18 protein-coding genes are annotated in these 18,974 nt (G+C 44.0%); 9 read left to right on the forward strand and 9 right to left on the reverse strand.

From position 1 onward, the window contains the following. The first annotated feature begins 14 nt into the window (after window positions 1-14). The gene (gene typA, locus PPIS_RS15940; protein ID WP_010374470.1) at window positions 15-1,835 is read left to right on the forward strand and encodes a translational GTPase TypA; all 1,821 of its coding nucleotides are present in this window, start codon (window positions 15-17) and stop codon (window positions 1,833-1,835) included. A 106-nt stretch (window positions 1,836-1,941) separates the two neighbouring features. Here the strand turns inward: typA and PPIS_RS15945 are convergent, their stop codons facing one another. From PPIS_RS15945 to PPIS_RS15965, 5 genes are all read right to left on the reverse strand, one after another. After that, on the reverse strand, window positions 1,942-2,790 hold the full coding sequence (locus tag PPIS_RS15945; protein ID WP_010374472.1) for a CZB domain-containing protein: 849 nt from the start codon (window positions 2,788-2,790) through the stop codon (window positions 1,942-1,944). A 44-nt stretch (window positions 2,791-2,834) separates the two neighbouring features. Further along, entirely contained in the window at window positions 2,835-3,929 is a 1,095-nt protein-coding gene (locus tag PPIS_RS15950; protein ID WP_010374474.1) for an ABC transporter substrate-binding protein, read from the reverse strand. Then, window positions 3,910-5,979 carry a GNAT family N-acetyltransferase gene (locus PPIS_RS15955; protein ID WP_010374475.1) on the reverse strand — a complete coding sequence of 690 codons (2,070 nt, stop codon included), beginning with the start codon at window positions 5,977-5,979 and terminating at the stop codon, window positions 3,910-3,912. The genes PPIS_RS15950 and PPIS_RS15955 overlap by 20 nt, the downstream gene beginning before the upstream one ends. Further along, the gene (gene uvrD, locus PPIS_RS15960) at window positions 5,957-8,122 is read right to left on the reverse strand and encodes a DNA helicase II (RefSeq protein WP_010374477.1); all 2,166 of its coding nucleotides are present in this window, start codon (window positions 8,120-8,122) and stop codon (window positions 5,957-5,959) included. Before uvrD ends, PPIS_RS15955 begins: the two co-directional genes overlap by 23 nt. A gap of 145 nt (window positions 8,123-8,267) precedes the next feature. Then, window positions 8,268-9,212, reverse strand: a complete 945-nt coding sequence (locus PPIS_RS15965) for a chemotaxis protein CheV (protein WP_010374479.1) — start codon at window positions 9,210-9,212, stop codon at window positions 8,268-8,270. 122 nt (window positions 9,213-9,334) lie between these two features. On the opposite strand from PPIS_RS15965, the gene PPIS_RS15970 reads away from it, so the two are divergent. Together PPIS_RS15970 and PPIS_RS15975 are read left to right on the forward strand one after the other, a co-directional pair. After that, complete coding sequence (locus PPIS_RS15970; protein ID WP_010374481.1) at window positions 9,335-10,414, forward strand: potassium channel family protein; 1,080 nt, start codon at window positions 9,335-9,337, stop codon at window positions 10,412-10,414. After that, window positions 10,414-10,596, forward strand: a complete 183-nt coding sequence (locus PPIS_RS15975) for a hypothetical protein (RefSeq protein ID WP_010374482.1) — start codon at window positions 10,414-10,416, stop codon at window positions 10,594-10,596. The genes PPIS_RS15970 and PPIS_RS15975 overlap by 1 nt, the downstream gene beginning before the upstream one ends. Here PPIS_RS15975 and PPIS_RS15980 read toward each other — a convergent pair. Next, a complete protein-coding gene (locus PPIS_RS15980) occupies window positions 10,593-11,054 on the reverse strand; it encodes an EVE domain-containing protein (RefSeq protein WP_010374483.1) in 462 nt (153 codons plus the stop codon). The genes PPIS_RS15975 and PPIS_RS15980 overlap by 4 nt on opposite strands. Before the next feature lie 153 nt (window positions 11,055-11,207). On the opposite strand from PPIS_RS15980, the gene tesB reads away from it, so the two are divergent. The 4 genes from tesB (at window position 11,208) to PPIS_RS16000 (ending at window position 14,107) form a co-directional block, all read left to right on the forward strand. Beyond that, on the forward strand, window positions 11,208-12,065 hold the full coding sequence (gene tesB, locus PPIS_RS15985; RefSeq protein WP_010374484.1) for an acyl-CoA thioesterase II: 858 nt from the start codon (window positions 11,208-11,210) through the stop codon (window positions 12,063-12,065). Window positions 12,066-12,399: 334 nt separating this feature from the next. Then, complete coding sequence (locus PPIS_RS15990) at window positions 12,400-13,068, forward strand: CsgG/HfaB family protein (RefSeq protein WP_010374486.1); 669 nt, start codon at window positions 12,400-12,402, stop codon at window positions 13,066-13,068. 36 nt (window positions 13,069-13,104) lie between these two features. Beyond that, the gene (locus PPIS_RS15995) at window positions 13,105-13,449 is read left to right on the forward strand and encodes a DUF4810 domain-containing protein (protein WP_010374488.1); all 345 of its coding nucleotides are present in this window, start codon (window positions 13,105-13,107) and stop codon (window positions 13,447-13,449) included. 1 nt (window position 13,450) lies between these two features. Then, complete coding sequence (locus PPIS_RS16000; RefSeq protein ID WP_010374489.1) at window positions 13,451-14,107, forward strand: DUF799 domain-containing protein; 657 nt, start codon at window positions 13,451-13,453, stop codon at window positions 14,105-14,107. A 4-nt stretch (window positions 14,108-14,111) separates the two neighbouring features. Here the strand turns inward: PPIS_RS16000 and PPIS_RS16005 are convergent, their stop codons facing one another. Further along, entirely contained in the window at window positions 14,112-15,920 is a 1,809-nt protein-coding gene (locus PPIS_RS16005; RefSeq protein ID WP_010374491.1) for an Lnb N-terminal periplasmic domain-containing protein, read from the reverse strand. Between the two features lie 45 nt (window positions 15,921-15,965). Further along, a complete protein-coding gene (locus PPIS_RS16010; protein ID WP_010374493.1) occupies window positions 15,966-16,436 on the reverse strand; it encodes a DUF3015 family protein in 471 nt (156 codons plus the stop codon). Window positions 16,437-16,617: 181 nt separating this feature from the next. On the opposite strand from PPIS_RS16010, the gene PPIS_RS16015 reads away from it, so the two are divergent. Beyond that, window positions 16,618-17,418 (forward strand): VOC family protein, encoded by an 801-nt coding sequence (locus PPIS_RS16015; RefSeq protein ID WP_010374495.1) that lies wholly within the window; start codon window positions 16,618-16,620, stop codon window positions 17,416-17,418. Here PPIS_RS16015 and PPIS_RS16020 read toward each other — a convergent pair. Beyond that, entirely contained in the window at window positions 17,415-18,143 is a 729-nt protein-coding gene (locus PPIS_RS16020; protein ID WP_010374497.1) for a type 2 periplasmic-binding domain-containing protein, read from the reverse strand. The genes PPIS_RS16015 and PPIS_RS16020 overlap by 4 nt on opposite strands. A gap of 157 nt (window positions 18,144-18,300) precedes the next feature. Here PPIS_RS16020 and PPIS_RS16025 point away from each other — a divergent pair, with 157 nt between their 5' ends. Next, window positions 18,301-18,966 (forward strand): SDR family oxidoreductase, encoded by a 666-nt coding sequence (locus PPIS_RS16025; protein WP_010374499.1) that lies wholly within the window; start codon window positions 18,301-18,303, stop codon window positions 18,964-18,966. Window positions 18,967-18,974: the final 8 nt, after the last annotated feature.

Here is an 18,974-nt window from a genome sequence, read left to right on the forward strand (position 1 = left end):
CACTGAGTAATAATATGAGCATCGAAAAGTTAAGAAATATCGCGATTATCGCGCACGTAGACCACGGTAAAACAACGCTTGTAGACAAGCTACTTGAGCAATCAGGTACACTACAGCAGCGCGGTGGTAATGAAGAGCGAGTGATGGACTCAAACGATCTTGAAAGAGAGCGTGGTATCACCATCCTTGCAAAAAATACCGCAATCAAGTGGAACGACTACCGTATCAATATCGTAGATACTCCGGGACACGCCGATTTTGGTGGTGAAGTAGAACGTGTTCTTTCGATGGCTGACTCAGTATTACTACTAGTTGATGCACAAGAAGGTCCGATGCCACAAACGCGTTTCGTAACGCAAAAGGCGTTTGCTCAGGGTCTTAAGCCAATTGTTGTAATCAACAAAATTGACAAGCCGGGCGCTCGTCCTGATTGGGTAATGGACCAAGTTTTCGATCTATTTGATAACTTAGGTGCAACTGACGAACAGCTAGACTTTAAAGTGATCTACGCATCAGCAATCAACGGCTGGGCGACACTTGACCTAGATGAGCCGTCTGACAACATGGAACCAATGTTCCAAGCTATCGTAGACGAAGTTGAAGCGCCTAACGCGGATCCTGAAGGTCCGTTCCAGATGCAAATTTCTCAGCTTGATTACAACTCATATGTTGGTGTTATCGGTGTTGGCCGTGTCACGCGTGGTTCAGTTAAACCTAACCAACAAGTGACTATCGTGGGTGCTGATGGTAAGACGCGTAACGGTAAAGTTGGCCAAGTACTTGGTTACTTAGGTCTTGACCGTCACGAAGTTGAGCTAGCAACGGCGGGTGATATCATCGCAATCACAGGTCTTGGTGAGCTGAAGATCTCTGACACTATCTGTTGTCAGAATAATGTTGAAGCACTACCACCACTATCTGTTGATGAACCAACAGTAACAATGACTTTCTCTGTAAACACGTCACCATTCTCAGGCCAAGAAGGTAAATACGTAACTTCTCGTAATATCCTTGAGCGTCTAGAAGCAGAGCTTGTGCACAACGTTGCATTACGCGTTGAAGAAACAGATAACCCAGATAGCTTCCGTGTATCTGGTCGTGGTGAACTTCACTTAGGTATTCTTATCGAGAACATGCGTCGTGAAGGCTACGAGATTGCAGTATCTCGTCCAGAAGTAATCTTGCGCCATGTTGATGGTCAGCTAGAAGAACCGTACGAAACAGTGACAATTGACTGTCAAGACGAGCACCAAGGTTCTATCATGGAACAGCTTGGTCTGCGTAAAGCAGAAATGACTGACATGTCTCCAGACGGCAAAGGCCGTGTGCGTATGGACTTCATGATGCCTGCACGTGGTCTAATTGGTTTCCAAACTGAATTTATGACGTTAACGTCTGGTTCTGGTTTGATGTACCACACGTTCTCACATTACGGTCCACACAAAGGCGGTAACATCGGTCAGCGTAAGAACGGTGTACTAATCGCTAACGCAGCAGGTAAAGCGCTAACAAACGCACTATTTAACCTACAAGAGCGTGGTCGCCTATTTATCGGTCACGGTGTTGAAGTGTACGAAGGTATGGTTATTGGTATTCACAGCCGTGATAACGACCTAACGGTAAACGCGCTTAAAGGTAAGCAGTTAACCAACGTACGTGCATCTGGTACTGATGAAGCACAAAACCTTGTGCCACCTGTTGTTATGTCTTTAGAGCAAGCACTTGAGTTCATCGATGACGACGAGCTTGTAGAAGTAACGCCTGAAAGCATCCGTATTCGTAAGAAATTATTGACTGAAAGCGAGCGTAAACGCGCTAGCCGCCAAGCTAAATAATAATTGACCTGGACTTGAGATAACAACTTATCTCGAAGGCAGGTTACTTAGAATACAAAAAACGCCGCAATTTTTGCGGCGTTTTTTTGTGCTCCATTTACTAACTCTAAAACAAGCCGTACTCTTCCGTTTCTTCTGGCTCATAATTTTGTAGATGCTCAGGGCGGAAAATGGCGCTAGGGTCAATCAATACGCTGTGGCGTTTTCCCATCTTGACCAAGCCTTTCATCAATTTTTTGGTTTGCGCATCTATTTCAAAACCAATACTGGTCATTTCCTGCAGTGATTTAATATCGCTTTCATCACAGTGAACGTTATCTTCTACCTTATCGACAAGCAAACCGATATGCGGACTTTGGCCATCTTGAGTGGTAAAGACGATGATTGGTTTATGGTCGAGCATGATCTGATCACGAGCGGATTCAAATAATCGCATGAGTTTATTAAAAGTGGTGCTCTTTTCACGAGCGAGCGCATCTATAGCCTCTTGTTTGTGTCCCTGTGCGCACATCACTAATAGCCTATCTGCTAATGAATGTAGCTTTGCATGCGGTTCTTCGAAGCGTTTTAGAAGCGCTTTGAGGTCGTCATTGTCAGTTTTGAAGCCGTAATACCACTGCCCGAAAGCACATTGTTTTGGATCTTTGGCTTTAGTGAAGGGGACATCGTTAAAAATGCTTGCTTCGAGTGCGACAAGCCATTCTTTATGATCTTGCTCTCGCTGCTTTAGCATGCTGACCAATTCTTGATTGGTTTCGTAAGACGAGCACTTGTTCAATATGATCCCTAAATCAAAAATAGGGGTAGGTGCGCCCATGTAATCTTTAACACCCAAAAAGCTGGGGTTGTCATTGGGTAAATCGGTTAAATTTTCTTCGTAGCGTTCAGTTAATAGAATATCGAGGATTTGCAGTGATATTGTTTTTTTCCCGACGCGAAAGTTAATTAAATCCATGTCAGCCTCGCATATGGTCAGTATCAACTAAGCATAGAACATTATTAGAAAAAGGAGCGGTAAACTGGCAATTTCTTTTGCGCTGGTTGGAGCATAAATACCTCTCGAATAACGGTGTTATGCTCCAACTCCTGTTGTAATGCGTTTAGCAGACAATCGCTATCAATGGGCAGCTCACATTGCTGGATAGCAGTCGTCAATAAGTAGGCATTGAGATAGCCCTCAAAAACCTGTTCGTTATGGGAAAGTGTGGTATTGCGAACTGCCTCGCGAAAGGTATCACAAAGCTTGCCCTTGCAAATCGCAGGATCGGGTACAACTTCGGTGACTAAAACTTTGGGTTTGCCTTTGAGTCTAGCAAATAGCTCATTTGAGGAAGCAAATGAAACCGTTGCGTATTGTGTTTCAAGGCCAACCTCCATGGCACGATTAATAAACTTAGACAGTGGCGTGTAGGTGCCTACCATCGCGAAGCCTTCTATTTTATGCTGCTGTGCTTGTTCAAGGGCTCGTTCAATATCATCGGTATTACGTCTAAAACGCGTTATCACAACGGGTTTTAATCCACGTTCCGCAAGCGCTCTAGTAAGGCTTTTTTCTACGGTTAGACCAAATTCATCGGCTTGAATGAGTAAACCCACCCGCTTTAGCTTTTGTTCATCAATAAAGTAGCGGATGATATCTTGTGCTTCTTTATTGTAGCTAGTGCGGAGGTTGAAGACATTAAATGTATGTGGCTCTTGAAGAAACTCAGCGCCAGTATATGGCATAAGAAAGGGAACCTTAGAGTGCTCTAAAATCGGCTTTATGGCATAAGATGTGGGGGTGCCCATGACGCCAAACAATGCATCGACCTTATTTTCGTAGACGAGCTTACGCGCATTGGTTACGGTTTTGTGTGGCTCATAACCATCATCCAATACCTGCAACTCAATCGCAGCAGCACCATTCGCTTTGTGCTGATTATAAAAGTTAAAGTGTAGTTCGGCACCCGCTTTAAGTTGTTGACCGATCTCTTTTGCGGGCCCTGAAAGGGCAGTAGACATGCCAACTTTCACCACAGATTGAGCAGATACTGTAAAATTCAGTACAGCAGAAGCAAAAACGAATAGTAAAAACTTAACACCGAAAATACTCATATACTTGCTGCACTGTCTCTCTTAGCGTTGTGGTGAGGGCCTTTTTACCAGATAATCCAAGCAGATTAATTACGACTTGGGTCGAATGTTGCTGTAATATTAGACGAATTACTAATGCTTTGGAAACTTTAGTTAAGTTTTTAAGTAATCGAGGATCGGTTGTGATCAGCTGCCATATAAAAGGACATACTTGTTGCTCAACCGGATTGCTGTTACGTAAATAGTGCAAATAATCCAGCTGCTCATTAGTTATATGTTCAAAGGGTAAGGTCGCTAATAGTGCGCTCACCACCTCAGTATCTAGTTGTTGATAGTGCGAGCGTAACTGATAGAAAAAAGCTTGTTTAAATATTCGAGTATAGGTGTTGCCTATGTCGCCTCGGACTTTTTTGAACATCAAAACCGCATACTCACCACTGGCCTTATCTTGCTTAAAACCCAGTTTCATTGGCTGATAGTGATGTTGTGACCAAAACGAAAGCAATGGCGCTGTAAGGCCAAAACTGGTTCCTATGTAACAGATATCTTCTGGTAATGTGGTTTCAAAGAACGCCAGTAGGCGGCGGCCAATCCCTTGCTGTTGTACATCCGGGTGCACGGCTATTCTAACGATCCTTACGCTTTTTTCGGTGACAAACTGGCTATCACCAAAGCTTGTTGTTAGCTGCTGCGCCATGAGATGGCCTGCGGGTCTTCGCTTTCCCGCTAGAATATCTTCTGCGAGATCTGAAGCGAGTCCGCCTTCGATAACAGCAAGGCAAATTCCTATTAGCTCGTTATTGCAAAATGCACCTCGTAAATGCAGATCGGGTGCATCTAATAATTGCCTTAAATCATCCACGCTGGTTTGATAATGGGCTAATACGAGCAGTGAAAAAACTTGCTCAAGTAACGAGCTATTTTCTATCAACTCACTCTGGGAAATAGCACGCATTGTGGTTGAGGAAGTGAGTATGGGTGATGTCGCTTTACACTCGAGTACAAATAAATCCCTGATCTGCTGCTCCAGTGGATCATTCGATGCGTAACGAATAGGAGTCGATAAGGTGAAATCAAGATAACTTGGGTAATGTGATTCTAAGTAGCGTTTAAACCGTAAGGTGTAGCCTCTACCATTACCCTCATAACCAACTAAGGTGCTGGAAAAAATGCAGCGAAAGCCAAGTTGAGCGACTTGTATTAAAAATGGAACTGGCAGGGCGGCTGCCTCATCTACCAAAATAACCGTATTGCTATCAAGTGCAGAGGCTTGTTGTAGTAACGCATCTGGTGCCACATAGCTGAGATTAGCCAGCTTCTTCGTTTTTACATCAACCTCGGTATTGAGTGCTTGAGCAAGCATGCTAAAGCAACTATGCAGAGCATGAAGGTGACGGCTACAAATAACAAATTGTTGCGTAGGATGCTTTGATGCCAAGAGGCCTAATAGCGCACTCTTTCCCCTGCCTCTGTCAGCGCTTAGTAATACAGGTGTTTGCTGGTTTTCCAATGCTGTGGAGAGTTGTGTCAGTACGTTTTGTTGCTCCTCAATACCACAAACCGCCGAACTTGCAGCAAGATACGCTAAGGGCAGTTGAACCCCAAAGTGCTCACTGATATGCCAAGCTGGTTGTTGCTGCCAGAGTTGTTGCCACCTTTTTAAAAAGTAGCTACGTATGGGCGTTTGCCCCTCTGAGCACCAGCGGGTAATTGCAGGGTCTAGCCAGGGGTCGAGTTCATCTAACTCGGGAAGTAACAGTAGGAGTAAGCCGCCTGCCTTTACCGTGCCCGCAGCAGCTGCGATTTTGTTAGGCACAATACCGCTAAAGCCATCGTAGACTAGATTACTAAATTCTTGTCCGAGTATTTGGTGTAAATGCTCGGGCCAAACGGCATTTTCTAATGTCTTACTGCTACTTAGGATTAGATTATCGTTTGAGTTTGCTAATAGCTGCTGGCACTGCGTGTAACACCAAGTTTGGCTGCCAGTGATAAGCAAGAGTTGCCGATGGCGGGCATCGGCAAGCTGAGAACGTAATAGTTGCAGATTAGAGTGCTTGAAGTCTTGCATAGGCGGTAACTAACCACTTACTACCAACATCATCAAAGCTAACTTGGATGCGTGACTGAGCACCCGCACCTTCATAGTTAAGCACTGTGCCTGCACCAAATTTGGCATGGAGGACACGCTGGCCTAAATTAAAACCGCTATCTTCAAAGGTCGCGTGACTGATTGATGGACTGAATCGGCCCGAGTTAGCCGGACGAGATATTTGCGTTTTAATCCGGATTTCTTCCATGCAGTCTTCAGGAATTTCACGTAAGAACCTTGAAGGGCTGTGATGTTTTTCTTGACCATACAAGCGGCGACTTTCTGCGTGGCTAATGTATAGCTTATCCATGGCACGCGTCATACCGACGTAGCACAAACGGCGCTCTTCTTCCAAGCGGCCCGACTCTTCATTACTTTGCTGCGATGGGAACATGCCCTCTTCGACCCCAACCATAAAGACCAATGGAAACTCGAGACCTTTGGCCGAGTGCAGCGTCATCATTTGTACCGCGTCTTCGTGCTCGTCAGCCTGGCCTTCGCCTGCCTCCAAAGAGGTATAGGCTAAAAAGCCTTGTAATGGTGAAGTAAAATCTTCATCGATAGGCAGCTCATACTGACCACAAGCACTGATCAATTCTTCCAAGTTTTCCACTCGAGCGCGGCCTTTTTCGCCTTTTTCGGCTTGATACATTGCCATGAGACCTGACTGCTCAATGGCTGTCTGCGCTTGTTGTACCAGTTCAAGCTCGGCAATTTTATCGTCGAGCTGCTCGACTAATTCAATAAATTTTGTCACCGCCGTAGCAGCTCTTCCAGCTAAATGCTTTTGCGCAAGCACAGCTTTGGCTGCATCCCAAAGTGAGAGTGATTCGTGACGCGCACAGTCGCGAATATGACTTAACGTTTTATCACCAATACCACGGGCAGGCGTGTTTATTACACGCTCAAATGCCGCGTCGTCATTGCGATTGCTGATTATACGAAGGTAAGACAGGGCATCTTTAATCTCTTGGCGTTCGAAGAAGCGCATACCGCCATAAATACGGTATTTTAACCCTTCTTGAAGTAGGGCTTCTTCTAACACCCGGGACTGTGCGTTGTTTCTGTAGAGTACGGCGCTGTCGCTAAGTGCATTGCCAGCCTGTAGCCAAGATTTAATTTTGCCAACCACAAAGCGTGCTTCATCAAGTTCATTAAAAGCGGCATAAATTGAAATTGGCTCGCCTTGGTTTCCGTCAGTCCAGAGACTTTTACCCATTCGTTCCGCGTTGTTTTCAATGAGCGCGTTGGATGCTTTTAGAATGGTTGCGGTAGAACGATAATTTTGTTCAAGGCGAATGGTTTCGGCGTTAAAGTCGTCCAGAAAACGTTTGATGTTTTCTATTTTTGCACCACGCCAGCCGTAAATACTCTGGTCGTCATCCCCTACGATCATGATATTGTTGTCACTACCTGCAAGCAGGCGCAACCACAAATATTGAATGCTGTTGGTATCTTGGAACTCGTCCACTAGCATATGGCGGAAGCGTTGTTGATAGTGACGTAGCAAGGTAGGTTGTTGCTGTAATAGCTCGTAGCAGCGCAATAGGATCTCGGCAAAATCAACAAGACCGGCTCTATCACAGGCATCTTGGTAAGCACTATATACATTCAACATCAGCTGTTCATTGACATCGTATGCTTGAATATCTTTGGGTCTTAATCCTTCGTCTTTACGCGCGCTGATGTACCAGCTTAACTGCTTAGGTGGCCACTTTTTCTCATCGATATTCATGGCTTTGAGCAAACGGCGGATCATTCGTTGCTGATCATCGCTATCTAGAATTTGAAATGATTCTGGTAATTTAGCTTCACGGTGATGGGCGCGTAACATGCGGTGGGCTAGGCCGTGGAAAGTGCCTATCCACATGCCACCAACAGGGCCATTGAGCGTCGCTTCAACACGAGCACGCATTTCTTTGGCTGCCTTATTGGTAAAGGTTACCGCGAAAATACTAAATGCAGAGGCGTGCTCAACTTGCATAAGCCAAGCAATACGATGAACCAGTACTCGTGTTTTACCTGACCCCGCACCTGCGAGCACTAACATGTTTTGCAGAGGTGCGGCGACTGCATCGCGCTGTTTGTCGTTGAGGCCGTCGAGTAATTCTGATACGTCCATTGCTTTGCCTATTTGCTCAAATGATGGCAAGTATACCGAGTCGTTGCCGTAAATCCCAGCATATCGCAAAGCAAACCTAACCGAGTAAAGGTAACATTATGATTTATAAAGAAACATAAACTGGTTTTTTATACAGTGTTTATATTTATTTTTGCAAAACGTCCTTCAACCGATTTTGTACCTCTGTTACCAATAAATCGGGTTGGAATTTTGATAGAAACGCATTACAACCCACTTTTTCGACCATGGCATTGTTAAAGCTGCCACTGAGTGAGGTATTGAGAATGACATAAAGGTCTTTCAGGCGACTGTCATTGCGAATTTCATAGGTGAGTCGATAACCATCCATAACTGGCATTTCTGCATCGGTGATCACCGCAAGTAATTCTTTTTGTACGTCGATACCTTCGTCGGCCCAGTGCTTTAACACATTGAGCGCCTCTTGGCCGTCAGTTGCTGGGATGATTTCTATGCCTAATTGTGCCAAGGTATCGGCAACTTGACGACGAGCGGTCGGCGAGTCATCGGCATGTAGAATTTTGCGGCCATGAAACTCGTTGATGATATCTTTATCTAGAATGTCCTGCGGGATCTCAACTTTGTACTCAACGATTTCGGCAAGTACTTTTTCTACATCGATAATTTCAACGATGTGTTCAACGCCGTCACGTTTGATTTTAGTCAGTGCGGTGAGGTAGTGATTGCGGCCAACAGACTTAGGGGTTGGCATAATATCGGACCACGTAGTATTGACGATTTGGTCAACTTTACCAACTAAGAAGGCCTGCACTGAGCGGTTGTATTCTGTGATCACAAGGTTGCAGTCTTTGTCTCGGTCGCATGGGGGCATGCATATCGCTTGTCGTAAATCGATAACCGGAATAGACTCGCCACGAATATTGGTTACGCCACATACTTTAGGGTGTGCATTGGGCATTTTATTGAGATGAGGGAGCTTAACAACTTCTTTTACCTTGAAGACGTTGAGCGCAAAAAAGTGGCGGCTATGAAGATGAAACAATAGCAACTCAAGGCGGTTTTCACCCACCAGTTGTGTACGTTGATCTACTGAGGCCAATACGCCAGCCATGTTAACCCCTCATTACTTCTTGTAACCTTTTCTAAGACTATATCAAAGAAGTCGATATGTCGTGTTGTTTTTTGGCTAAAATCTGCAGTAAGGTAGCAGTATGTATTTGATAGGGAAGCAATATGCCTATAATTTTTAAGCGTTTAGTTGTTTTGATGCGGGCTCATGTGGATAAGGCCAGCTGGCAACTGTTATTTATGGCAACGCTCATTCATATGTCGGTGACTTGGGGGTTGTTATGGCTCAGCAATGAATCGGCATTATTGCCACTGAGCACGTTCTTTTATTACTACGTAGTGACGACTTCAACAGTTGGCTACGGAGACTTTAGTGCAACAACGGATTTTGGCCGTTTAGTCGTTGCCATTATACAGATCCCATTTGGCCTTGCGCTATTTGGTGTGTTATTGGGAAAAGCTGGACAATTTGTGACGTATTGGGTGAGAAGAGGCATGACAGGGGAAAAAGACTTTGCACATTTGCAAAACCACATCGTAATTTTTGGTTGGCATGATGTGAGAACGAAAAAAATGGTGGACTACATTTTAGGTGACAATAAACGCGAAGATAGAAAAATCGTATTGGCCGTCACTGAGGCCATGGAGCATCCGCTGTTGAGTTATCCGGAAGTCGCATTTGCGCGTTTAACCAGCTTTACTGATGACGAACAGCTAAGTCGGATTAACATTGAGCGGGCTGACAAAATCATCATTGATGGCGATGATGATAACCAGACATTTACCACCGCGCTAAAGCTTAGTCGGGTAGTAAAACCCGAAGCACATATTAGCGCGCACTTCTTGGACGATAACAAAGCACTACTTTTAAGAGAGCATTGTAAAAATGTTGAATGCTCAGCATCTATGTCTGCGGAAATCTTAGTGCGAGCCATGCAAGACCCAGGCTCAAGCCGAGTACAAGAGGAATTGCTGTCGACGCTACACGGCGATACGCAATTTAGCTTAGCCTTACCTGCAGAGGTAAGCTGTTTAACCTTTGGTGATATTTTTGGTTATTTTAAACAGCATCATGATGCGACGCTGCTCGGTGTTGCGCACGATATAAATGCGCTAAATATGGATCTAAACCCACCTCTGGATTACAACATCACAGGGGGAGATATTTTGCACTATATTGCACCACAGCGAGTGCTTGCATCAGAGGTTGACTGGTCATCACTATGTTCGAAGAACTCTTTTTGATGATTGCTGTTGTGTGCGCTTACTTACTTCCTGTCGCTTTGGTTGCAGGAAGCAAGCGCAGCAAAGGGCATGAAAAAAACGGCTGGCTGATAGGAACGCTACTGTTTTCTTGGGTCGCTTTGCTGCTATATATCAGCATAGTGCCTAAGCACGGGCGACAAAAAGGCAAAGCAAAACGTTAGCTTTGCCCCGACATCTCTAAAATAACCTGCCACTCAAGTTCGATGATGGGCATGATGGATAATCGCCCCCCTTTTTTTAAAGCCAGCTCGGTGAGCGCAGTGTTAGCTTTTATCGCCTGCAGGGTCACCGGGCGTAGGTGCTGCTCGTATGCTAGCGTGACGCCTACCCAGCGAGGGTTATCGGTGCTTGATTTGGCATCATAATAATCACTGCTTAAGTCAAATTGGTGTGGATCTGGCTCTGCTGCCTTCACCACTTTGGCAATACCGACAACCGCAGGCAGTTTACAGCTTGAGTGGTAAATAAACACTGAGTCACCCACCTTAACCTCGTCGCGCAGGAAGTTTCTTGCCTGATAATTACGAATTCCCTCCCAAAAAGTTTGCTGCTCAGGCGCGTTTTTTAAGTCATCAATGGAAAATGCATCGGGTTCTGTTTTAAACAGCCAATAAGCCATATGGGTTAGTCCAATAGTTTGAGTTATGATGTATTATACTCATTTGAGCAATGTACTTGGTTTGCTATCAGTCCGAGTCTTACTTGGATTTGATAAAAGTATTATCTCATTATAACGACTATCGCCAGTTCTACTAGACGTTCGGAGTGCAACATGAGTCAAGTGTTACAAAATCTGTTGGATTTACTCAGCCTTGAAGAAATTGAGCAAGGGATATATCGAGGTCAAAGCCAAGACCTTGGTTTTCCTCAAGTGTTTGGAGGTCAGGTGATGGGGCAAGCGTTGTCCGCAGCAAAATACACCTTACCAGAAGGGCGCTTTGTTAACTCGCTGCATTCTTACTTTTTGCGTCCTGGTGATGCGAGCAAACCCATTGTCTACGATGTCGAAAACATTCGTGATGGTCGCAGTTTTAGCACTCGTAGGATCAGTGCCATTCAATATGGTAAGCCGATATTTTACATGACTGCCTCTTTCCAAGGGGATGAGCCGGGCGTTTCTCATCAATCTTTGATGCCGGATGTGCCAGAGCCTGAAACGTTAAAGTCATCACTCCACTTTTATCAAGAACATGCGGACCTCATTCCAGAATCACTTCGAGCGAAATTTACGCAAGAAATGCCGCTGGATATGCGCCCTGTAAACTTTCAAAATCCATTTAAACCTAAAAAACAGGACCCGGTGAGAAATGTTTGGTTTAAAGCCAATGGTGAGATGCCGGACGACAGAAGGATCCACAACTATTTGCTGGCATATGCCTCAGATTTTGAATTTTTACCAACAGCACTACAACCACATGGTTTGTCGTTTATGCAGTCAAATATGCAAGTCGCGACAATTGACCATGCGATGTGGTTCCATCGTCCGTTTAGAATGGATGAATGGATTTTATATAGCGTTGATAGTCCGAGCGCGTCTAATGGCCGAGGCCTAGTACGAGGTCAATTTTTCAACCGTCAAGGTGAGTTAGTTGCGTCGACTATTCAAGAAGGCGTGATGCGTCAACGCTAATTTGTTGGAAAGTGTATGGCGCTTTTTAACAGTAATCTTGCTTGGTGCTTTGTGCAGCACTAAGCAAAGTATAAACTTATAAAATCATAAGCCATTGCTTACAGAGGGTTTTCCTGTTTATTGATGGCCGCTTCTAAAGTCGTTTGCACTACTTTTTCCGGTGCTGTACTCGGTTTGATTTTGCACTATCTTTAAAATTCCATCTAGATGTAGCGTTATTGCATTTTTCCCAAACAAAAATTAACACTAAAGTCAGCTAAATTTATCTACATTGTTATTTACAAAACGAATCGTCGCGTCACAGCAAGGCGCATATGACTCTAGGAGAATGATAATGAATAAACCGCTCGCCACTGTAATTGCATTGACGTTTGTCGGATTAACCGCGGGTTGCGCAACGGAAGCATCAAGAACGGTAGAAGCACCAAAAGTGGCCTCATATAATCAGGCTTACAATGGGCCAAAAAGTCAGTTAGCGGTTGGTAAATTGCAAAACCGTTCAGCTTTTCACAATGGTGTGTTTAGTTCTGGGCCGGACCGCTTGGGCTCTCAGGCTAAAACTATTCTGACCACCCATTTACAGCAGAGTAATCGCTTTATTGTTTTAGATAGAGAAAACATGACAGAGATCGCCCAAGAAGCTGGATTTGCTGGCGCAAAACAAAGTATTAAGGGTGCTAACTTTGTGATCACGGGAGATGTTTCTGAGTTTGGCCGAAAAGAAGTAGGTGATAAACAATTATTCGGCATCCTAGGTAAAGGAAAATCGCAAATTGCTTACGCTAAGGTAAATCTGAATATCGTTGATGTGACTAGTTCAGAAGTCGTCTACTCGGTGCAAGGTGCTGGAGAATACAGCTTATCTAATCGCGAAGTGGTTGGTTTTGGTGGCACTGCAGGGTATGACTCAACGCTAAACGGCAAGGTACTTGATTTAGCCATTCGTGAGGCCGTTAATAACTTGGTTAGCGGCATCGAGAAAGGCGATTGGAAGCCATTATAGACAATCCCCACAGCTAATCTAAACCTCAGGTAAATTATGAAGCAAACGATATTTGTGGCGACTTTACTATTGATATTGTCTGGATGTCAGAGTACGACACCACAATATTATTACGGTTCTTACGAACGTAATCTCTATGAGTTCTTTCGAGGTGATGGGCAGTCGCTTGAGCAGCAGATCAGTCAGTTAGAGTCAAGCATAGCGCGCGCCGAAGCAACTCAGATCAGTCCAGCACCAGGCATGTATGCGCATCTCGGTTACTTATATTTGATGCAAGGGGATGACAGCAAAGGGTTTGCGTATTTTGAACAGGAAAAACAACTATATCCTGAGTCTCGACAATATATCGACTTTTTACTAAAAAATGCACAGGGAGAATAAGATGAAATGGATTAAAGCGAGCTTGGTGCTTTTGACTTTTGCCTTATTGAATGGCTGTGCGACAGCACCTAAACAGGATTATAGTGCCTTTATCCAAAGCGATCCTAAGTCGATACTGGTGTTACCGCCTATCAATAACTCCAATGAAATTGTTGCACCTTTTGGGGTTATGGCGACGGTTGTAAAGCCACTTGCAGACTCTGGCTATTATGTTTTTCCAGTATCTTTGGTAAACGAGACTTTTAAAAATAACGGCTTAACTGTGGCTCAGGATGTTCACAATGTTGCGATAGACAAGCTCTATGAAATCTTTGCTGCCGACGCTGCTTTATACATAGAGATTCAAGATTATGGTACGTCATACGTTGTATTAGATAGTGATACTACAGTCGCACTATCGGCAAGGTTGGTTGATTTAAAAACTGGCCAAGTAATTTGGCGTGGTAAGTCAAAAGCGTCAAGTAGTGAAGACAGAGATGACCGTGATAACAGTTTGGCTGGCGCATTGATTGGCGCGGTACTTAATCAGGTGATTGAAAGCACTTCAGATAAAGGATTCGAAGTTTCACAGAAAGCATCACAGAGATTATTATCAGCGGACTCAAGCAATGGTTTGCTTTATGGCGTGCGCTCACCTAAGTATGGGCATCCGAAGTGAGCCCTTAATCCCAGTAGTAATTTAATTGTAATGAAAGTCGGGATGTTTCTGCATAGTCCCAGCCAAATCTTACATCGGATTGAGGCGAAAGCTGGTTTGAGAGCTCAAGTTTGATATGTGTTGCGTGATGGGTATTTTTCGCGATGGATGTTCTTAATGCAAAAGAATTATTTAGCCTTGAAAGTAAGCCAACTTCAATGCCAGGGCTGAGATAGTAATTGTTATTTATAGAAAAAGTTTCTATTGTTGCGAGAGCAAATGTGATGCTGCTAGCATTTAGCAGGTGGGCGTAGCCTGCAGCAGTATTTAATCCAAAAAAAGCGCAATCATTACAATAAGCCTGCTGCTTTTCATAGCCTAAGCGTAGGCGCCAAGCCCAGTTTTGGTTATCAAACCCTTTTGCATAGCTTGGATTAAAAGACTCTAAATCCAGCACGTCAAACTTGTAAATATCAATGTCGTTATCAGCTAGTGCAAGTTCTACATCCAGCATTTCTAAGTTTGAAAATTTAACTCTAGCGGTGTCTGGAGAAAGCGAATCAAAATACGTCAATCTAAAGCCAAACCTCACGGTATACTCGGAATCGGGCTGTGATTGAACGGCTAGGCTTACTTTCGACGGTTTTGTTGCCAAGTGTGGTGCTTTGTCACTTGGTGTTATAGCCAAGAGAGATTTCGCCTTACTGATGCCTGCTGGAAGCTTTATTCGCTCTTTTAGCAGTACACGTTTAAATTCACTGTTACGCGTCTCATCTCTTTCTAAGGTAAGTTGCAGCTGTATAAAGCTCATCAATACCTCAAGTAATGTTACTTTTTGCTCAGTTGGAAGCTGTTGATACTTTTCATTATTGAAGTCTTTTTGATGGTGATAAAGATGGACTGCCAACGATCTGAGCTCAGGACTTAATTTTTCATATAGGTTGTAGAACTTACTGCTTGTTGAGGGAATATAATGAATCGCTGACACTAAAGAATTACCTTGGTGCTTAGCTTGATTCAATCTATCAAAAATAGTGACAGGTATCACCCAAGGTGGTAGGTCAGCCGTTAATGGCTTATCAAGCACAAGCTCGATAAGTTGGGCGATATGAAATGCGCAATTTTCGTCAGCAAAGTAATAATCAAATTGAGCGTTTAGTAACTCCCAAAGGTGTTTTATAATCAATTCGACTTCATCTGGTGTTAAGTTTAATTTGTACTCCCAAAGGTCACGCAGCTCGTCCGCACTGTAGTTGTGGTGGTGATGAAAAAATCGCTGATCTGAAAAGCCAGCCTGGTAGCCGCCAAACAACCCTTTAGCTATATAAACTAACCCATTTTCGTCCTCTGGAACGATTGCGCCATAATTGACACTCCGGTCTAACAGGATATTGTGATCTGATTGAGAGCCGATTTTAAGTAACATATGCCCATACAACGAGGCTGGGTTGCTCATGTATCCGGAGGCAAACACTAAGCTGATAGAACTCCAGTTACCTTCATTTTTCCAATCATCAAAAGCCACGCAAGCTGGCGGGTTTGGCAAGGGAACGCCTTGGGATCTCAGCCACTTTGCTCGAGCCGGGAATTGGCACTGTGAACTAGGCTCTCGTTGAAAAGCTACAATAGTTGCACTAAGTTCATTAGCTGGTGAGAATTGGGTGTTATCAGACAGAAAAAAAGAAGCTGATTTTATTAAACTGTGGCCATCCTTCTTTAGATGGAGAAGTCTTTGCCACGTTGTGTTTTGGGCCAGCTCGTTGGTATCAAAGCTTAATGTGGCTGTACTATAAAATAGTAAGCTGTAAGCTGAATATTTGAGAACGGTCTTCATCAAAAAAGTGAGCGCTGCGCTACTAGATGTGCTCACCTATACTATTTAGCTTGCGTTACACTGAGCTGAGTAGCTAGTCGAAACGCGAGTTTCTACGATGTTGTATAGTGCTTCAGCGTTATTCGCAGGCTGCGCTGCGTAGTCATTTCTGATAGCGGTTACAATGTCAGCTGTTGCTGCTGCGTCACAGCCACGTACTGCTAACATCGCAGATACGTATTCACCTTGACCTTCCGCAATTTCTTGCTCAAGTGTAGGGAATGTTTGCTGAATAAACATTGCAGTTTTAACTTCACGACCAGCACAAGATTCTACAGATGAAATTTTTGTAGAAACAGCAGTCGTACCAAGGTCCCAAATGATATTCGAAATTGCAGCGGCAGTACCATTATCTGGGAATATGATTGCACCGATACCACATTCTTGCCAAGGGTTTACAGAATCAGAAGCGTGTGCAGCTAGAGGGGCAGTCATTGCGCCAACGATGATTGCTGCAGCTAGAGTTGTTTTAAACATTTTACATCCTCATAGTTATTTTTATTTCGCCTAGTCTTCAAAGGCGGAACGGAATTCTATAGGTTAATTTTTAATTCCACAACAATAACCCCCCCACACTTATAAATTTGTGTAAATGCCTCAGGCGGCTTTAGGCTACTGCTGCTATATTCAATACACTTGAATGAGTTTGGTGCTTATCATGGCAATAATTAGTGAATTTAGACCCGGTTATTTTTGTTGGATTGAATTGTGTTCAAGCGACTGGCAGTCAGCAAAACCCTTCTATAGCCAACTATTTGATTGGCAAATTCTTGACCAACCCATTGGTGAAGATTGTTATTACACCATGTTGCAAAAAGAAGCCGATGATGTCGCTGCTATGTATCAGATGACCGCTGAGCAACAACAAGGAGGCATGCCTAGTCACTGGCTTGCTTATGTGGCGGTAGACAATGTCGATGAATGTCTAAACAAAGCCTACGAACTCGGTGCTGAAGTGCTTGCAGGCCCTCACGATGTCCCAGGGGCTGGGCGGATGGTGATGTTAAAGGAGCCTGGTGGAGCGGTTTTTGCGTTATGGCAAGAGAGTGGTCATATTGGGACGCAACGTCACCTTGAAGCGAATACCCCTTATTGGTTTGAATTAGTGAGTAAAAACAGCGCCAAAAGTCGTGACTTTTATTCAGCATTATTTGGGTGGCAAATCGAAGTTAAAGACATGGGAAATATGGACTACACCTTATTCAAAGTAAATGAGCAACCCGTCGCTGGCATGTTAGAAATGACGACAGAGTGGGGTGAAGACATTCCTCCGCACTGGATGATTTACATTGCGGTATTGGACTGTGATAGTAAAGCTGAATATGCCCAAAAGCTTGGCGGAGAAATTTGTGTACCGCCGACAGATATACCAGAAGTGGGTCGCTTTAGCGTGATAACCGACCCTCAAGGGGCGGTATTCTCTATCATAGAATCTGCTATGGATGATATTTCAACTTAATGCATTTCTAATTCAATCACTTTGCCATGGCAAGTGGCAAAGTGACCTAAGAGTTTACTAAAGATAATGTCGCGCTCGCCACTGCTATTTAGCTGCTTGATAGACGCAGTTAATTTCGGCAGTAGGTCTTGGTGTTTGCGATTGATATAGTGATAAATAGGATAACTCGCATCTCGTAGCCTACGCACATAAACCGCGGCGAGTCCTGACTGACATAGCGCACCAAGCGCAAATAAGTCATCAGCTAAAATTTGTTCTACATGACCTTTTTCAAGCGCTTGAAACGCAGAAACGTCGTTAGAAACCGCATTACAGGTCAACTTCTTACGCTGACAAACTTGCTCCGTTATTAAACTTCCTTGTATGACCACATAGTCTTGCTGGGTCGACAAAGTACAATGTTCCTTCTTGAGACAAAACACCGCCATTTGCACGGTTACAAGTGGTTCGGGTATTTGCAGTAAGTTAGGATAGGCATTTGCAATAGCGCTAGTGCGTCCTGCTTCCGCATCATAAAACCCTTGATCTACATATTCTAATCCGCGCTCACTGGGTAACACGACGAGTGTGGGGGTGATATCCAAAGGTGCGTATATCTTTTGCATGAGTTGCGCGATTTGCTGTTGGCCAAGCTGATAAGCGACCAGCTCACTGACATTGATTTGGTAGGCGAACGCCGCCTTGTGGATAAAGAGAAGCAAGAGGGTGCTAAGTGCGAGTTTCACAACATATCCTTACGGTTTTCAGAGTTATAACTGTAGCAAAGTTGTCAGAAAGTGAAAAAGTACATCATAAAAATGAATTCAGTCGAGATTGACCTTGAGTTTAGTAAACTCATACCAATTGTAATAGTTTGAGCATAAAAATCGTGAGGAGAAGGATATGACACTACATGTTTTAGTGACCGGTGCTAACCGTGGGATCGGATTAGAGTTTTGTAAACAATACTTATCTCTAGGCTGCAAAGTAACTGCGGTTGTTCGCAAAGCATCGGCAGAACTAGAATCTCTAGGCGTGGATATCATTGAAGATATCGATGTTGCGACAGAAAATGGTGCGAAAAAGTTATTGGCGGCATTGGGCTCGAAGAAGATAGACATTCTTATTAATAACGCTGGGGTATTTCATAATGAAACGCTAGCGGAAATGGATTTTGAAAATATCGACCACCAATTTAACGTTAATGCGTTAGGACCAATTCGAGTTACTCATGCACTGCTCGATAACCTCAAAACAGGTAGTAAAGTTGCCATGATCACAAGTCGTATGGGTTCGATTGCAGATAATGGTTCTGGTGGTTACATTGGTTATAGAATGTCGAAAGCAGCATTAAACGCGGCGAGTGTGAGTATGGCTCACGAGCTGAAAAACCAAGATATCGCTGTTGGACTATTCCATCCAGGCTTTGTACAAACGCAGATGGTGGGATTTGCAGGTGATATTGGTCCAGATGTTGCGGCGGAACGTTTAATTAAGAGAATTGAACACCTAACTATCGAAAACAGTGGTGGTTTTTGGCACTCCAATGGCGACACGCTTCCTTGGTAATCAAGCTG

The organism is Pseudoalteromonas piscicida (genome assembly GCF_000238315.3).
Taxonomy (GTDB): Bacteria; Pseudomonadota; Gammaproteobacteria; order Enterobacterales; family Alteromonadaceae; genus Pseudoalteromonas; species Pseudoalteromonas piscicida.

Excerpts from the sequence above, each read along its gene's own strand:
- PPIS_RS15975 (WP_010374482.1), top strand. The coding sequence starts at position 10,414 with ATGATTGCTGTTGTGTGCGCTTACTTACTTCCTGTCGCTTTGGTTGCA.
- PPIS_RS15970 (WP_010374481.1), top strand. The coding sequence starts at position 9,335 with ATGCCTATAATTTTTAAGCGTTTAGTTGTTTTGATGCGGGCTCATGTG.
- PPIS_RS15955 (WP_010374475.1), bottom strand. The coding sequence starts at position 5,979 with ATGCAAGACTTCAAGCACTCTAATCTGCAACTATTACGTTCTCAGCTT.
- PPIS_RS16010 (WP_010374493.1), bottom strand. The coding sequence starts at position 16,436 with ATGTTTAAAACAACTCTAGCTGCAGCAATCATCGTTGGCGCAATGACT.
- PPIS_RS16005 (WP_010374491.1), bottom strand. The coding sequence starts at position 15,920 with ATGAAGACCGTTCTCAAATATTCAGCTTACAGCTTACTATTTTATAGT.
- PPIS_RS16025 (WP_010374499.1), top strand. The coding sequence starts at position 18,301 with ATGACACTACATGTTTTAGTGACCGGTGCTAACCGTGGGATCGGATTA.
- PPIS_RS16015 (WP_010374495.1), top strand. The coding sequence starts at position 16,618 with ATGGCAATAATTAGTGAATTTAGACCCGGTTATTTTTGTTGGATTGAA.
- PPIS_RS15945 (WP_010374472.1), bottom strand. The coding sequence starts at position 2,790 with ATGGATTTAATTAACTTTCGCGTCGGGAAAAAAACAATATCACTGCAA.
- PPIS_RS15995 (WP_010374488.1), top strand. The coding sequence starts at position 13,105 with ATGAAGCAAACGATATTTGTGGCGACTTTACTATTGATATTGTCTGGA.
- PPIS_RS16000 (WP_010374489.1), top strand. The coding sequence starts at position 13,451 with ATGAAATGGATTAAAGCGAGCTTGGTGCTTTTGACTTTTGCCTTATTG.
- PPIS_RS15990 (WP_010374486.1), top strand. The coding sequence starts at position 12,400 with ATGAATAAACCGCTCGCCACTGTAATTGCATTGACGTTTGTCGGATTA.
- tesB (WP_010374484.1), top strand. The coding sequence starts at position 11,208 with ATGAGTCAAGTGTTACAAAATCTGTTGGATTTACTCAGCCTTGAAGAA.
- typA (WP_010374470.1), top strand. The coding sequence starts at position 15 with ATGAGCATCGAAAAGTTAAGAAATATCGCGATTATCGCGCACGTAGAC.
- PPIS_RS15980 (WP_010374483.1), bottom strand. The coding sequence starts at position 11,054 with ATGGCTTATTGGCTGTTTAAAACAGAACCCGATGCATTTTCCATTGAT.
- PPIS_RS15950 (WP_010374474.1), bottom strand. The coding sequence starts at position 3,929 with ATGAGTATTTTCGGTGTTAAGTTTTTACTATTCGTTTTTGCTTCTGCT.
- PPIS_RS15965 (WP_010374479.1), bottom strand. The coding sequence starts at position 9,212 with ATGGCTGGCGTATTGGCCTCAGTAGATCAACGTACACAACTGGTGGGT.
- uvrD (WP_010374477.1), bottom strand. The coding sequence starts at position 8,122 with ATGGACGTATCAGAATTACTCGACGGCCTCAACGACAAACAGCGCGAT.